The organism is Sphingomonas ginsenosidimutans (genome assembly GCF_002374835.1).
Lineage (GTDB): Bacteria > Pseudomonadota > Alphaproteobacteria > Sphingomonadales > Sphingomonadaceae > Sphingomonas > Sphingomonas ginsenosidimutans.
Genome location: NZ_NWVD01000002.1, coordinates 157355 through 171283 on the forward strand (window position 1 = coordinate 157355; position 13929 = coordinate 171283).

The 13929-nt window shown below is 70.9% G+C and carries 13 protein-coding genes; 3 read left to right on the top strand and 10 right to left on the bottom strand.

Features of this window, described 5'->3' with window-relative positions:
* Nucleotides 1-6: 6 nt before the first annotated feature.
* The 3 genes from atpA to COA17_RS06370 form a co-directional block, all read right to left on the bottom strand.
* Complete coding sequence (gene atpA / locus COA17_RS06360; RefSeq protein WP_066491266.1) at nt 7-1536, bottom strand: F0F1 ATP synthase subunit alpha; 1530 nt, start codon at nt 1534-1536, stop codon at nt 7-9.
* Between the two features lie 4 nt (nt 1537-1540).
* On the bottom strand, nt 1541-2110 hold the full coding sequence (locus COA17_RS06365) for a F0F1 ATP synthase subunit delta (protein ID WP_176484823.1): 570 nt from the start codon (nt 2108-2110) through the stop codon (nt 1541-1543).
* 144 nt (nt 2111-2254) lie between these two features.
* Nucleotides 2255-3043 (bottom strand): enoyl-CoA hydratase, encoded by a 789-nt coding sequence (locus COA17_RS06370; RefSeq protein WP_096611058.1) that lies wholly within the window; start codon nt 3041-3043, stop codon nt 2255-2257.
* Between the two features lie 87 nt (nt 3044-3130).
* On the opposite strand from COA17_RS06370, the gene COA17_RS06375 reads away from it, so the two are divergent.
* The 3 genes from COA17_RS06375 to COA17_RS06385 all read left to right on the top strand — a co-directional run bounded on the left by COA17_RS06375 (nt 3131) and on the right by COA17_RS06385 (nt 7030).
* Nucleotides 3131-3976 carry an Ada metal-binding domain-containing protein gene (locus COA17_RS06375; RefSeq protein WP_066491267.1) on the top strand — a complete coding sequence of 282 codons (846 nt, stop codon included), beginning with the start codon at nt 3131-3133 and terminating at the stop codon, nt 3974-3976.
* A 61-nt stretch (nt 3977-4037) separates the two neighbouring features.
* Nucleotides 4038-5585, top strand: a complete 1548-nt coding sequence (locus COA17_RS06380) for a TadA family conjugal transfer-associated ATPase (RefSeq protein WP_176484824.1) — start codon at nt 4038-4040, stop codon at nt 5583-5585.
* Nucleotides 5586-5842: 257 nt separating this feature from the next.
* Nucleotides 5843-7030: a retropepsin-like aspartic protease gene (locus COA17_RS06385; RefSeq protein WP_245857492.1), complete on the top strand. Its 1188-nt coding sequence runs from the start codon at nt 5843-5845 to the stop codon at nt 7028-7030.
* Here the strand turns inward: COA17_RS06385 and COA17_RS06390 are convergent.
* The 7 genes from COA17_RS06390 to COA17_RS06420 are packed head-to-tail and all read right to left on the bottom strand — an operon-like array spanning nt 7024 to nt 13832.
* Nucleotides 7024-8091, bottom strand: coding sequence for an NAD(P)H-dependent flavin oxidoreductase (locus tag COA17_RS06390; RefSeq protein ID WP_096611060.1), 1068 nt, complete (start codon nt 8089-8091; stop codon nt 7024-7026). The two genes, COA17_RS06385 and COA17_RS06390, sit on opposite strands and share 7 nt — an antisense overlap.
* Nucleotides 8092-8101: 10 nt before the next feature.
* Entirely contained in the window at nt 8102-8980 is an 879-nt protein-coding gene (locus COA17_RS06395; RefSeq protein ID WP_096611622.1) for an HpcH/HpaI aldolase/citrate lyase family protein, read from the bottom strand.
* Nucleotides 8977-10485, bottom strand: coding sequence for an acetyl-CoA acetyltransferase (locus COA17_RS06400; protein ID WP_096611062.1), 1509 nt, complete (start codon nt 10483-10485; stop codon nt 8977-8979). Before COA17_RS06400 ends, COA17_RS06395 begins: the two co-directional genes overlap by 4 nt.
* A complete protein-coding gene (locus COA17_RS06405) occupies nt 10485-11288 on the bottom strand; it encodes a crotonase/enoyl-CoA hydratase family protein (RefSeq protein ID WP_066491536.1) in 804 nt (267 codons plus the stop codon). Before COA17_RS06405 ends, COA17_RS06400 begins: the two co-directional genes overlap by 1 nt.
* 26 nt (nt 11289-11314) lie before the next feature.
* Nucleotides 11315-11710 carry a hypothetical protein gene (locus tag COA17_RS06410; protein WP_066491528.1) on the bottom strand — a complete coding sequence of 132 codons (396 nt, stop codon included), beginning with the start codon at nt 11708-11710 and terminating at the stop codon, nt 11315-11317.
* Nucleotides 11707-12720 carry a phosphotransferase family protein gene (locus COA17_RS06415; RefSeq protein ID WP_082741094.1) on the bottom strand — a complete coding sequence of 338 codons (1014 nt, stop codon included), beginning with the start codon at nt 12718-12720 and terminating at the stop codon, nt 11707-11709. Before COA17_RS06415 ends, COA17_RS06410 begins: the two co-directional genes overlap by 4 nt.
* The gene (locus COA17_RS06420) at nt 12717-13832 is read right to left on the bottom strand and encodes an Rv3169 family protein (protein ID WP_066491527.1); all 1116 of its coding nucleotides are present in this window, start codon (nt 13830-13832) and stop codon (nt 12717-12719) included. Before COA17_RS06420 ends, COA17_RS06415 begins: the two co-directional genes overlap by 4 nt.
* Nucleotides 13833-13929 lie beyond the last annotated feature (97 nt).

A 13929-nucleotide genomic window follows, 5' to 3' on the forward strand; every position in this document is an offset into this window, starting at 1 on the left:
AAATGATTACGCGAACGTCTTAGCGAATTCGTCCAGCGCCGCCTTCAGCTGCGCCTCGGTGTCCTTGCCCAGCTCGCGCGTGTCGCGGATCGCGGTCAGCACGCCGGCGTGGCGATCGCGCAGGAACGCCAGCATCGCCGCTTCGTAGCGGGTCACGTCGGCGACCGGCACGCTGTCGATATAGCCGTTGGTGCCGGCGTAGATCGACGCGGTCTGCTCCTCGAACGGCATCGGGTTGAACTGCGGCTGCTTGAGCAGCTCGGTCAGCCGCGCGCCGCGGTTCAGCAGCTTCTGCGTGGAAGCGTCGAGGTCCGATCCGAACTGCGCGAACGCGGCCATCTCGCGATACTGCGCCAGCTCCAGCTTGATCGAGCCGGACACCTTCTTCATCGCCTTGGTCTGCGCGGCCGAACCGACGCGGCTGACCGACAGGCCGACGTTGATCGCCGGGCGGATGCCGGCGAAGAACAGGTCGGTTTCCAGGAAGATCTGGCCGTCGGTGATCGAGATCACGTTGGTCGGGATGTACGCCGACACGTCGCCCGCCTGCGTCTCGATGATCGGCAGCGCGGTCAGCGAACCGTTGCCGTTGTCGTCGTTCATCTTCGCCGCGCGCTCCAGCAAGCGCGAGTGGAGATAGAAGACGTCGCCCGGATAGGCTTCGCGGCCCGGCGGACGGCGCAGCAGCAGCGACATCTGGCGATACGCCACCGCCTGCTTCGACAGATCGTCATAGACGATCACCGCGTGCATCGCATTGTCGCGGAAATATTCGCCCATCGCGCAGCCGGTGTACGGCGCCAGGAACTGCAGCGGCGCGGGGTCCGACGCGGTGGCGGCGACGACGATGGAATATTCCATCGCGCCGTTTTCCTCCAGCGTGCGGACCAGCTGCGCGACGGTCGAGCGCTTCTGCCCGACCGCGACGTAGATGCAGTACAGCTTCTTCGATTCGTCGCTGCCGGCGTTCGCCTGCTTCTGGTTGATGAACGTGTCGATCGCGACCGCCGACTTGCCGGTCTGGCGGTCGCCGATGATCAGCTCGCGCTGGCCGCGGCCGACCGGCACCAGCGCGTCGATCGCCTTCAGCCCGGTCTGCACCGGCTCGTGCACCGACTTGCGCGGGATGATGCCCGGCGCCTTCACCTCGACGCGGCTGCGCTTCTCGGCGACGATCGGCCCCTTGCCGTCGATCGGGTTGCCCAGGCCGTCCACGACGCGGCCCAGCAGGCCCTTGCCGACGGGGACGTCGACGATCGTGCCGGTGCGCTTGACGGTGTCGCCTTCCTTGATCTCGGCGTCGGAGCCGAAGATCACGACGCCGACATTGTCCGCCTCCAGGTTCAGCGCCATGCCCTGCACGCCGTTGGCGAATTCGACCATCTCGCCCGCCTGGACGTTGTCGAGGCCGTAGATGCGCGCGATGCCGTCGCCGACGCTCAGCACCTGGCCGGTTTCGCTCACTTCGGCCTCGGTGCCGAAATTGGCGATCTGGTCCTTGATGACCTTGGAGATTTCTGCGGCGCGGATATCCATTACGTCAGCCTTTCATCGCGCTGGCGAGCGCATTCAAACGGGTGCGGATCGACGAATCGATCATCTGGGAACCGATGCGGACGACCAGCCCGCCCAGGATCGCGGGATCGACCGTCAGGTCGACCGACACCTCGCGACCGACACGGCGGCGCAGCTGCTGCTTCAGCTCCTCAACCTGGTCGTCGGACAGCGGGTGGGCGCTGGTCACCTCCGCGGTGGTTTCGCCGCGGTGGCGCGCGGCCAGCGTGCGATAGGCGGCGATGACCTGCGGCAGCTGCGACAGGCGGCGGTTCTCCGCCAGCACCCCCAGGAAGCTCTTCGTCGTGGTGTCCAGCCCCAGCTGGTCGGCGGTGGCCAGCACCGCCTTCACCGCCTGCCCACGCGCCACCACCGGCGATGCGGTCAGCATACGGAAATCGGCCGATTCGGCCAGCGCCTGGCGCACGGCGGTCAGGCTTTCCTCGACTCGGTCGACGGCCTTGGCCTCCACCGCCAGATCGAACAGCGCACTCGCATAGCGGCCGCCCAGGCTGGCCTGAATGTTGCTGCCCTGATTACCGCTGGAGCTCTCCACGCGATTCACTTTCCTCGAAAACCCAAGGGTGTTGGCCCATGCGAAGGGATGGCGCGCGAAACGCACCTCGCTTGGGATGCCGGGCGCGTAGCAAAGGGGGGGCCGCTATGCAACCGGATGGACGGAAGCTTGTTCATCATCGCTTCATTGTGCCCGCCCGCGCGCCTGCACCGCCGCGCGCCGCGCCTCGACCGCCGCCGGCGTGACGCGCGCATTGGCCGCGGTCGACCGCTCCTCCTCCAGCGCCAGCGCCGCCGCGAACGGCAGCCCGAAGCCGTCGTCGATCAGCCGCTTGTAGTCCGCGATGAACGCCGCATCCGCCGATGCGATATCCGCCGCCAGCGCGATCGCGGCGGGCAGCAGCGCGTCGGGCGCGACCACGCGGTTGACCAGCCCCCAGCGTTCGGCGGTCGCCGCGTCCAGGAAATTGCCCGACAGCGACAGTTCCTTGGCGCGCGCGATGCCGATCAGCCGCGACAGCTTCTGGCTCAGCCCCCAGCCCGGCATCACGCCGACGCGCGCATGGGTATCGGCGAAGCGCGCGGTGTCGCTGGCGATCAACATGTCGCACGCCAGCGCGACCTCGAACCCGCCGGTGATCGCGACGCCGTTGATCGCGCCGATCACCGGCTTGCGGCATGATTCGATCGCGCGCACCGGATTGTCGGCGGGGCCGCTGGCATTGGCCGCGCCCAGCGCGCCGTCGACGCTGCCCAGTTCCTTGAGGTCCAGCCCGGCGGTGAACGCGCGCGTGCCGGCCCCCGTCAGCACGACGCAGCGGATCGCCGGGTCGGCATCCACCTGCCGCATCGCATCGTACAATGCCCCGCGCATCGCGACGGACAGCGCGTTCATCGCCTCCGGCCGGTTGAGCGTGACGATCGCGACGCCGTCGCCCACCGCATCGATCAGCACGGGCTGCGTGGCGCTCATCCTCTCTCGGCCTCCTGCCCCGCCGCTTGTCGTTTCGGGCGCAAGCCGCGGGATGGCCGGCGCGTCGCGATCGCATACATAAGCGTGATGAGCGACGCCACCTCCATCGCCGGCCTGACCCTGGACGAGGCATGGGACGCCTTCGCCCGCCGCGACCGGCGCCACGACGACCGCTTCGTCGTCGCGGTGCGCACCACCGGCATCTATTGCCGGCCCAGCTGCGCCGCGCGCCGCCCGCGGCGCGAGAATGTGGAAATACTGGCCGACGCCGCCGCCGCCCGCGCGCGCGGCTATCGCGCGTGCCGGCGCTGCTGCCCCGATTCGATCGCGCGCGACCGCACGGCGGTGGCCGATGCGACCCGGCTGATCGCCGCCGCGCACGGTGCCCCGCCGCCGCTCGCCGCGCTGGCCGCTGCGGTCGGCTATGCCCCGCATCACTTCCTGCGCCTGTTCAAACGCGACACCGGGCTGACCCCGGCAGGCTATGCGCGCGCGCTGCGTGCCGCACGCGCGGCCGAGCGGCTGCGCGGCGCGGCCAGCGTCACCGACGCCATCTACGCCGCAGGCTATGCCGCCCCCAGCCGCTTCTACGCCGATGCCGCGCGGCTGGGCATGGCCCCCGCCACCTTCGCGGACGGCGGCGCGGGGGTGACGATCCACTGGTCGATCGTCGACACCGCGCCGGGGCCGCTGCTGGTCGCCACCACGCCGCGCGGGCTGTGCCATGCCGCATTGGACGGCGATGGCGGAGCCGCGCTGCGCGATCTGTTCCCCGCCGCGACGCTGGTCGCCGGGGACGAAGCGCACCGTCACTGGGCGTCCACGCTTGCGGAACGCGCCGCCGCGGAACGCCACGACCCCGCCTTGCCCGACGACGCCCGGCGGCTCGCCTTCGTGGAGGCGGTGCGGCGCGCCGCCGCGTCCGATGGTTAGGCAATTGTAAAGGCCTGCCGCTTACTCCCGTTCACCGAACCCAGGGAACGGAACAACGACGATGAGCGCGTTCGGACGGCGCAACGGCGGCATGGCGACGGGCGGGACCCGCACCGGATTCGGGGTCGCGCGCCCGATGCAGGGCGGGCAGCGGGCCGACACCCCGGCGCCTGCGCCCGCACCGTCGCTCGATCAGTTCCCGCCGCTCGATTCGCTCGCGCTGCGCCCCGACGATTCGCCCATCGATATCACGAACACTACGCCCCAGTCGCAGATCGACGCGATGCAGCGGCTGTCCGATCGCCAGAACGCCAGCGGCGAGGCCGGCAACAGCCGTGTCGAGGGGTTCGAGGCGTCGATCCACAAGATCAAGGAACAGGTGCTCCCGCGCCTGCTGGAGCGCGTCGATCCCGAAGCCGCCGCGACGCTGGGCAAGGACGAGCTGGCGGAGGAATTCCGCCCGATCATCGGCGAAGTGCTGGCCGAGCTGAAGCTGACGCTCAACCGCCGCGAACAGTTCGCGCTGGAAAAGGTGCTGGTCGACGAGCTGCTCGGGCTGGGACCGCTCGAGGAACTGCTCGCCGACCCCGACATCAGCGACATCATGGTCAACGGCCCCGAACAGACGTTCGTGGAGCGCAAGGGCAAGCTGGAACTGGCGCAGATCGCCTTTCGCGACGAGGAGCATCTGTTCCAGATCGCGCAGCGCATCTGCAACTCGGTCGGCCGCCGCGTCGACCAGACTACCCCGCTGGCCGACGCGCGCCTGAAGGACGGCAGCCGCGTCAACGTCATCGTGCCGCCGCTCAGCCTGCGCGGCACCGCCATCTCGATCCGTAAATTCTCCGCCAAGCCGATCACGCTCGACATGATGGCCGGGTTCGGCAGCATGTCGACCAAGATGGCCACCGCGCTGAAGATCGCGGGCGCGTGCCGCTTCAATGTCGTCATCTCGGGCGGCACCGGCTCGGGCAAGACGACGATGCTCAACGCGCTGTCTAAGATGATCGACCCGGGCGAGCGCGTGCTGACGATCGAGGACGCCGCCGAGCTTCGCCTGCAGCAGCCGCACTGGCTGCCGCTTGAAACCCGCCCGGCCAATCTGGAAGGTCAGGGCGAGATCTCGATCCGCGATCTCGTCAAGAACGCGCTGCGTATGCGCCCGGACCGCATCATCCTGGGCGAAATCCGTGGCTCCGAATGTTTCGACATGCTCGCCGCGATGAACACCGGCCACGACGGGTCGATGTGTACGCTCCACTCCAACTCCCCGCGCGAGGCGCTGGCGCGTATGGAGAACATGGTGATGATGTCGGACATCAAGGTGCCCAAGGAGGCGATCAGCCGCCAGATCGCCGATTCGGTCGACATGATCATCCAGGTGAAGCGCCTGCGCGACGGCAGCCGCCGCGTCACCAACATCACCGAGGTGATCGGCATGGAAGGCCCGGTGATCGTCACGCAGGAGCTGTTCAAGTTCGAATATCTGGACGAAAGCGCCGACGGGAAGATCATCGGCGAATATCGCTCGATGGGGCTGCGCCCGTACACGATCGACAAGGCCAAGCAGTTCGGCTTCGACCAGGCGTATCTGGAAGCCTGCCTGTAATCGCCTGATCCGGGCGCCAGGCTGCGCCACCTCCCCCGTCATGCCGGGCTTGTCCCGGCATCCACCGCGCCGCACATGCACAAGCGGCGGATGGTGCGGAACGGTGGATGCCGGAACGGGTCCGGCATGACGAACAGGACGTTCGGCCCGGGGTGTCGGTCATCGCGCACGATACGTCTGGCGATCGCCCCGCCCCGAAAACACGCACCCGCACGGCAACGGTTCAACCCGCCCGGGAAACGCTCTAGGACATTCGCGTGCCCGCCATCCTCCTGCCGCTGCTCCTCGCCGCCGCCGCCACCTCGCTTGCCACCGCCCCGTCGCGCGCGCCGGTCGATACGCTCGCGCCCAATGAGGAATCGCACTGGGTGCCGTTCGACCTGACGGCGGGCAACCAGATCCGCTTCACGATGACGCTGGGCGGGCGGCGCGTCACCGCGATCCTCGACACCGGGGTCAGCATGTCGGTGCTGTCGCGCGCCTATGCCACCGCCAACGATCTGCGCGTGACCGAGGAAGGGCGCGCCGACGTCATCGGCGGCACGCTGACGGTGGGCAAGACGCCGATCACGACGCTGACGCTGGGCGGGCTGACGCGGCGCGGCGGCGCGCTGCTGATCGCGGACCTGCCCGCGGCGGCGACCGGCGGCGGGCATGACGGCGCGGCGGCGGTCGACCTGCTGGTCGGGCGCGACCTGACCGCACCCTATGCGCTCGACATCGACTATCAGGCGCGCCGGTTCCGGCTGCTGAAGAGCGGGCGGATGCCGTTCGCCGCGCCGTCGGCGCCGCTGTCGATCGCGCCCGACCGGCAATTGTACGTCACCACCGCCGCACTGGCGGGTCGCCCGCTACGCCCGATGGTGGTCGATACCGGCGACGGCGCGGCGGTGACCGTCGCGGCCCCCGCCTGGGCGGCGGCGGGCGGCCCGCCGGGGGCGACCACCACGATCTCCTACGGCCTCGCCGGCCCGGTGGTCAGCGACGTCGCGATCGTGCCGATGCTGACGATCGGGCAGGTCGCCGCACGCGACGTGGAGGTGCGGATCGAGGGCGCGGGCGGCTTTTCGGAGACGATCGGCACCGCCGGGCGGATCGGCTCGGGCTTTCTGCAACGCTATCGCGTGCTGCTCGATCCCGGCGCGAGGCACATGCTGCTGCGCGCCGAAAGCGCCGCGCGCACCCCCGACCGGTCGACCAGCGGGCTGCTGCTGGGGCTGGCGGGCAACCGGCTGAAGGTGCTCCACGTCATGCGCGGCGGCCCGGCGGCGGCGGCGGGCTGGCGTGAGGGCGACACGATCTGCGCGGTGGACGGCATTGCGGTCACCCCCGGCTATATCGGCACCCCGATGGCGCGCTGGCCGACCGGCACGCCCGGCCGCGCGGTGCAACTGGCGATGTGCGACGGCACGAAGCGCACCCTGACGCTGCGCCGCTTCTACTGACGCGCCGGCGCGCCCGCCTGTACCGCCTCCCGCCACATCAACTCGACCAGCGCAGCCGCCGGCATCGCGCGGTGAAGCGGCGCGCCCTGACCGGCCCATTGCGCGCCGAAGCCACCTTCGCCGGCCGCCTTCGCCGCGGCGTTCAGCGCCTTGCCCGCGTCATAGGCGATCGGATAATCGGGCGTCGCCGCCGACACCGTCTCGCCCCACCGGGTGAACAGATTGGGCAGGCAGCGCGCCGGCCGGCCCGAAATGGCGCGCGTCATGACCGTATGGTTCGCGCCCTCCCCGGCAAGCGCCGCGCGATAGGCCGCGTCGGCGCTGCTTTCGGGACAGGCGATGAACGCGGTGCCCAGCTGCGCCGCCGCCGCGCCCAGCGCCAGCACCGCCCGGATTCCGGCGCCGTCCATGATCCCGCCGGCGGCGACCACCGGCACGTCCGTTTCCCTGACCAGCAGCCTGGTGAGCGCGAGCGTGCCGAGCCGGTCGTCCGCCGCCGCCGGATCGAACATGCCGCGATGGCCGCCCGCTTCCCACCCCTGCGCGACGACGACGTCGAACCCCGCCGCCACGATCGCCCGCGCCTCGGCAAGGCTGGTCGCGGAGGCGAACAGGACGCAGCCCGCGCGCTTCAGCGCCGCGATCCGGCCGGGCTTCGGGATGCCGAAATGGAAGCTGACCACCGGCGGCGCCTCGTCAACCAGCATCGCCAGCATGTCGTCGTCATCGTCGAAACTGGTGTAGATCGTCCGCAGCGCGGCCGGCGGTGTGCCGCCGTAACGGTCGAAAAGCGGCGCAAGCGCCCCGATCCACCGCGCTTCCCGCGCCGCGTCGGCGCGCGGCGTCGCATGAACGAACAGGTTCACGTTGAACGCCCGCATCGTCCGCTCGCGCGTGGCGCGGATCATCGCCCGCGCCCGGTCCACCTCCACCGCGCCGACGGCGATCGACCCCAGCGCGCCTGCCTCGGATACGGCCGCCGCCATCGCCGGCGTGGACACGCCCGCCATCGGCGCCTGCACGATCGGCAACGTCAATCCCAGCTGTCCGGGCAGGCCCATGGCGCGCGCCCTACCGCCCCGCCACCCCGCGCGCGATCGCCCCCACGATCGCCAGCGTGCGGCGCGCTTCCTCCAGGTGGAGCAGTTCCACCATCTTGCCCTCGACGCGGATCGCGCCCTTGCCGGCGTTGTCCGGCAGCGCGAACGCCGCCTCTACCGTCTGCGCCCATTCGACCTCGGCGGGCGCGGGGGTGAACACCCGGTTCGCCGCGGCGATCTGCGCCGGGTGGATCAGCGTCTTGCCGTCGAAGCCCCAGTCCAGCCCCTGCCGGCACTCGGCCTCCACCACCGCGTCGTCGTCCAGCACGTTGCACACGCCGTCCAGCGCGATCAGCCCCGCCATCCGCGCCGCCAGCACCACCTGCGTCAGGATCGGCAGCAGCGGCGCACGGGTGGCGCCGGGACGGCAGCGCATCTCCTTGGCCAGATCGTTGGTCCCGACCACCAGCGCCGCCAGCCCGGTGGCATCCGCCGCACCGACGATCGCTGGCAGGTCGAGGATCGCACGGCACGTCTCGATCATCGCCCAGAGCGCCGGGCCGTCGCCCAGCGTGGCGCGCGCCTGCGCCAGCGTGGCGGGGGCCGATACCTTGGGCAGCAACACCGCCGCCACGCCGCTTCCCGCCAGCGCCGCCAGATCGTCCGCACCCCATGCCGTGTCGAGCGCATTGGCGCGCACCACCAGTTCGCGATGCCCGAACCCGCCGCCGCGCATCGCCGCCACCGCCGCGTCGCGCGCCGCCGCCTTCTGATCGGGCGCGACCGCATCCTCCAGGTCCAGGATCACGACGTCGCAGTCCAGCGTGCGCGCCTTGTCGATGGCGCGCGCGTTGGACGCGGGCAGGTACAGCGCGCTGCGGCGCGGGCGGATCGGCGCGGGGTCGCTCATCCGGTCGCGCGTTTCCACACCATGTCCTCGCCGTCCACCACGATCTCGCCGACACTGCCGACCGGTTCGGCGGCGCCATCCGTCAGCCACGCGATCGTCCCGGCGTCGTCGGCGGGCACCTTCGCGAGCGTGCGTGCGCCCGCCGGGGTGCGCGCCACGATCACGCCGGCGCGCGGCGACCCGTCGCGCTTGTAGAACACGGTATAGGTCTCGACCGTCGCCTGGCCGACGTACTCCTTGACCAGTTCGGGCACCGGCCCGCGCGCCGCATCCGCGTCGGCTTGCACGTCGAAATCGTGCGCCGCGCCCGCACCGGGCAGCGGATCGGTGGCCAGCACGATCGCATGATTGTGCGTCGCAAAGCCGCCGTTGGCGAACAGCAGCCCCGTCGTCCCCGCGCCGGCGCGCAGCGCATCGACCATCTCGGCGACCGCATGGCTCATGTAATTGCCGATCGGCCCGCCGCCGAACGTCAGCCCGCCGAACACCGTCGCCGGCCGGTCGACCGGCCAGCCGATCACCCGCCGCGCCATCTTGGGGACGCACGGGAAGCAGGAATACAGCTCGACCAGGTCGAGGTCGTCCACCGTCACCCCGTTCCATTCCAGCGTGCGCGTCAGGCACGTCGCCATGCTGGGCGACAAGTCGTAGCGGTCGCGCGCCAGATAATCGTCGCTCTCATGCGCCGCCGCGCCGCGCCCGACATAGACGATCCGCGCCTCCGGCACGCCGCGCCGCCGCGCCTCGGCCAGGCTGGTGACGATGAAGCCGGCTCCCTGGTTGACGCTGGAATTGGCGACCATCAGCTTGGTGTAGGGAAAGGCGATCGGGCGGTTGTCCGCGGTCGCCGTCACGATCTCTTCGGGGGTGCGCGGCGCGTGGATCCACGCCGCCGGGGTCTGCGCCGCGACCTGGCTGAACCGCGACCAGATCTCGCCCGATTCGCGCTGCCCTTCGGCCAGCGTCTGGCCATAAGCGGCGCGCCCGGCATTCTCGTACAGCGGATAGACGTCGACCGGCATCGCCAGCCCGTAACGCTGGCGATAACCGGGCTTCGCGCGCTTCGCCAGATTGGCCATCGGATTCTGTTCGGCGACGCTGGTCTTGGCCGCCAGCGCGGCGCGCTGGCTGGCGGTGCGCAGCGCCTCCGCGCCGACCACCGCGGCGACCCGCACCTCGCCGCGCGCGATCCGGTTCGCCGCCTCGTTCAGCAGCAGGATCGGGCTGTCGCCGTTGGGGCCGACCGATTCATACGCCGCCGCCCCGCCCGCGCCGATCGCTGCCGCGACCTTGTCGGCCAGCGGGTTCTGGTCGCGGAAGCTGATCTGCTGGACGACGCCCAGCGAGCCGACGTCGGCCAGCCAGCCGCCGCCCGCATCGCGGTCCGCCACGTCCAGCGCGGCGCGCATCAGCGCCACCGGCTCCATCCCTTGTGCCGGGTCGGCGGGGCGGTCGTTGACCTGCCCCACCCCCACGATCACCGCGATGCGTTCGGCATCCGCCATCACTTGGCCTTCCACACCGGCGCACGCTTCTGCGCGAACGCCAGCGGTCCTTCGCGCGAATCCTCGCTCGTGAAGACGATGCCGCTTTCGGCGCGGTTCTGCTTCCACGCCGCTTCTTCGTGCGGGACCTTGCCCTCGACGATCCCCTGCGCCATCCGCTTCGACGCCTGCACCGACAACGGCGCATTGGCCACGATCTTCTCCGCCAGCGCCAGCGCGGCGTCGACGACCTGCCCGGCCGGCGCCAGCGCATTGACCAGCCCCAGGTCCAGCGCGCGCTGCGCACTGATCGGCTCCCCGGTCAGGATCATCTCCATCGCGATCTTGCGCGGCAATTGCTCGGGCAGGCGGAACACCCCGCCCGCCGCCGCGAACAGCCCGCGCTTGGGTTCGGGCAGGCCGAACTGCGCGGTATCGACCGCCACCGCCAGGTCGCACGCCAGCGTGATCTCAAGCCCGCCGCCCAGCGCGTGACCGTTCACCGCCGCGATGACGGGCGTGGAAATCGCGTGGCTGACCAGTCCGGCAAAGCCCCACGCCTGCTTGGCGCGATCGTCGGGCGCCAGGCTTTCGCCGCGCGACAGCGCGACCAGATCGGCACCGGCGCAGAACGACTTGTCGCCGGCCCCGGTGACGATCACGCACCGCACGTCCGGGTCGGCATCGGCCGCCGCCAGCGCATCCCCCACGCCTTCGTGGACGAAGCGGTTGACCGCGTTGCGCGCTTCCGGCCGGTTGATCGTCACGATCATCACATGCCCGCGCCGCTCCACCAGCACCGCTTCATTGCCCAGTTGCGTCATGTCCGTCGTCTCCATTGCTCGTAAGATCACCCCGGCCACACCAGCCCGCGGCGAGCCGTGCTGTCGCGATAGAAGGCGCAGATCGCGGCATCGCGCATCCGGTCGCCCCGCGCCTCCACCTCGGCATGATGCGCATCCAGCGCGGCGGACAGCGCGTTCCACGCCGCGTCCAGCGCCTCCAGCGTGAATCCCTCGGCCACCTCCGGCACCGCAGCGCCGCCCTCCGCCAGCAGTGCGCGCATCGCGGCGATATCGGCGATCCGCCACGCCGCCGCCTGCCCGGCCTCCTGCGCGGCCAGCATCGCCAGCAACCCCGCCACGGTCAGCATCGCCCCGCCGAAGGCCTGGGTCGCGCCCAGTGCCTCGCCCGTGCCCAGCGCGACCAGGCCCGTTCCCGTCAGCACCTCGCCGATATCGCTCATGCCAGCCCCTCCAGCTGCGCGGCGATGATCGCATCCTGCCGCCGCGGCAGATACCAGCCCGAAAACGCCAGCACCGGATCGGTCCGCCCGCCGTCGATGAACTCGCGATACGCCGACGTCCAGATCGCGCGGCCCTTCACCGAATTGAACAGCGCCCACCAGCGCATCGCCACCGGGTCGACGTCCAGCCCGCTGTGCGCGCGCCACACCGCCAGCGCTTCGTCGCGCGGCAGCATCCCGCACGCGATGCCGGGCTGGAAATGGTCCCAGATCGGGTCCAGCGCCCAGCCCAGATCCTCCAGCGGATCGCCCAGATGCGCCATTTCCCAGTCGAACATCGCCAGCATCCGGCCCGCGCCGTCGTGCATCATGTTGCCGGACCGATAGTCGCCATGGACGATCGCGATCCGCTGTGCCGGCGGCGGCGGGTGCGCGCGCAACCGGCGGATCGCGGCGCGCACCACCGGGATCGGCGCCACCGCATCCTCGTCGATCACTCGCTCCCACTGGTCCAGCGCGACGCGCCAGCATGCGTCCGGGGCGGGCGCGGGGGCGTGCGCGGCGAGCGGCGTGCCCGTCGCATCCGCCGCCGCCAGCCGCCCCAGCGCGCCGAAGAACGCCTGCCCCAGCGTCGCGGCATGATCGCCGAACGGCGCGGTCACGAACGGCGAGCACACCTCGCCACCGTCGATCCGCTCCATGACGAAGAACGGCCGTTCCAGCTCCGCGCCGTCGCGCTCCAGCGCCACCGCGCCGGGGACGGGCACGATCCCGGCCGCGGTCTGATAGGCGCGATATTCGGTCTCGCTCTCGGTATCGATCAGGCTGCCGCCCGGATCGCGACGCAGCACCAGCGCGCGCCGCTCCTCGCCCACCAGCGCGTCGAACCGCCACGTCTCGCGGCTCGCCCCGCCGGGGATCCGCGCCAGCCCCTCGATCGCGACCGGCGTCCCCCACAGCCGCGTCAGATACGCCGCGACCTGATGGTCATGAAGCGGGGTGCCGGTCACGACGCCGGGTCCATCACGTCGCGAAAGCCCGACGGTGCGTGCGGACCGATCACCAGCTGTTCCAGAACCCCCTTGCCGCGCCGCACCGTCCCGTCGGGCCCGGTCATCGTCACCCCGACGCTGGCCTGCACGTGCAGATGGTGCGGCTGCATCGGGTCGCATTCCTCGGGTGTGAAATCCTCGCGCTCGACCGCCAGCGCCTCGCCGTGGCTCAGCCCGTGCGCCCATGTCGGGTGGCCATAGCCCAGCCCTTTCATCATGAAGGTGCGCCCGATCGCGAAGTCGACGCGCGTCTCCCCGTCGGCATCGCGCAGCGTGATGCCGGCCGCCTCCGCGCGCCGCGTGCCGGTGCGCCAGCGCACCGTGCAGTCGGCATCGTCGTAATGATGCTCGTCCGCCGCGCCGCCGCCCTCCGGCCGCCAGGTCGCGCGCCGGTTCCAGAAACGGCCGTGCGCATCGTCGTTAGTGTGGAAATACAGGTCGCCGCCCTCGACCACGCACGGGCTCCACAACCAGTAGAATTGCGGCGCGACCGGCGGGCTGGGCGGCTGCGCGTCGGGCGCGCCGATCGGGCGCACGCCCCAGCTGCGGTCGCGCGTGCCGATCCAGCCGGTGACGTCGGTGCGCACCCCGTCCACCTCGACCCAGCCGGCGTAGCGCCCGTTCTGCGTTAGCCGCGTGACGTCCATCAGCACGCGCGGCCCGTTGCGGCGGGTGAAGCGCGGCTCCTCCAGCGGAAAGGCGCGGCCGGTGAAGGTGATGTCGGCGCGCACGCGCTCGTCCGGCGCGTCCACCGTCACGCGAAGGATGCGCAGCGGCTCGACCACCTCGATCGCGATCGGGCCGACACGCGTGTCCATCCGCTCCATCCCCAGCCCGCGGCTGGCGTGCAGGTTCACCTGCCGTCCCCCGATCAGCCAGCAGAAGCTGGCGTCGATGACGTTGATGTGCGGATAGATGCCCATCGCCGCCGCGAAGAAGCCATCCTCCTCCGCGCCCGGCGCATAGCCGTTGAAATAATAGCGGTCGTAGAAATTCCGGTCGGTCCCGGCATAGGCCACCGGGTCGGGCGTCTGGTGGATGGGGTAGTCGTCACCTTTGGTCAGGACCATCGCTCGCTCTCCCGCATGCGGATCACCGCCCGCCTGTCGTTGCGCCGTGGGTGGACCAGCCGCGCGCCCCGTGTCAACGACAAGATAACAAGAGTTA

What these genes read in the sequence shown, in the direction of transcription:
- COA17_RS06420 (WP_066491527.1), bottom strand. Translation starts at nt 13,832, where the DNA reads ATGGTCCTGACCAAAGGTGACGACTACCCCATCCACCAGACGCCCGAC.
- atpA (WP_066491266.1), bottom strand. Translation starts at nt 1,536, where the DNA reads ATGGATATCCGCGCCGCAGAAATCTCCAAGGTCATCAAGGACCAGATC.
- COA17_RS06405 (WP_066491536.1), bottom strand. Translation starts at nt 11,288, where the DNA reads ATGACGCAACTGGGCAATGAAGCGGTGCTGGTGGAGCGGCGCGGGCAT.
- COA17_RS06370 (WP_096611058.1), bottom strand. Translation starts at nt 3,043, where the DNA reads ATGAGCGCCACGCAGCCCGTGCTGATCGATGCGGTGGGCGACGGCGTC.
- COA17_RS06380 (WP_176484824.1), top strand. Translation starts at nt 4,038, where the DNA reads ATGAGCGCGTTCGGACGGCGCAACGGCGGCATGGCGACGGGCGGGACC.
- COA17_RS06390 (WP_096611060.1), bottom strand. Translation starts at nt 8,091, where the DNA reads ATGGGCCTGCCCGGACAGCTGGGATTGACGTTGCCGATCGTGCAGGCG.
- COA17_RS06410 (WP_066491528.1), bottom strand. Translation starts at nt 11,710, where the DNA reads ATGAGCGATATCGGCGAGGTGCTGACGGGAACGGGCCTGGTCGCGCTG.
- COA17_RS06375 (WP_066491267.1), top strand. Translation starts at nt 3,131, where the DNA reads ATGAGCGACGCCACCTCCATCGCCGGCCTGACCCTGGACGAGGCATGG.
- COA17_RS06395 (WP_096611622.1), bottom strand. Translation starts at nt 8,980, where the DNA reads ATGAGCGACCCCGCGCCGATCCGCCCGCGCCGCAGCGCGCTGTACCTG.
- COA17_RS06400 (WP_096611062.1), bottom strand. Translation starts at nt 10,485, where the DNA reads ATGGCGGATGCCGAACGCATCGCGGTGATCGTGGGGGTGGGGCAGGTC.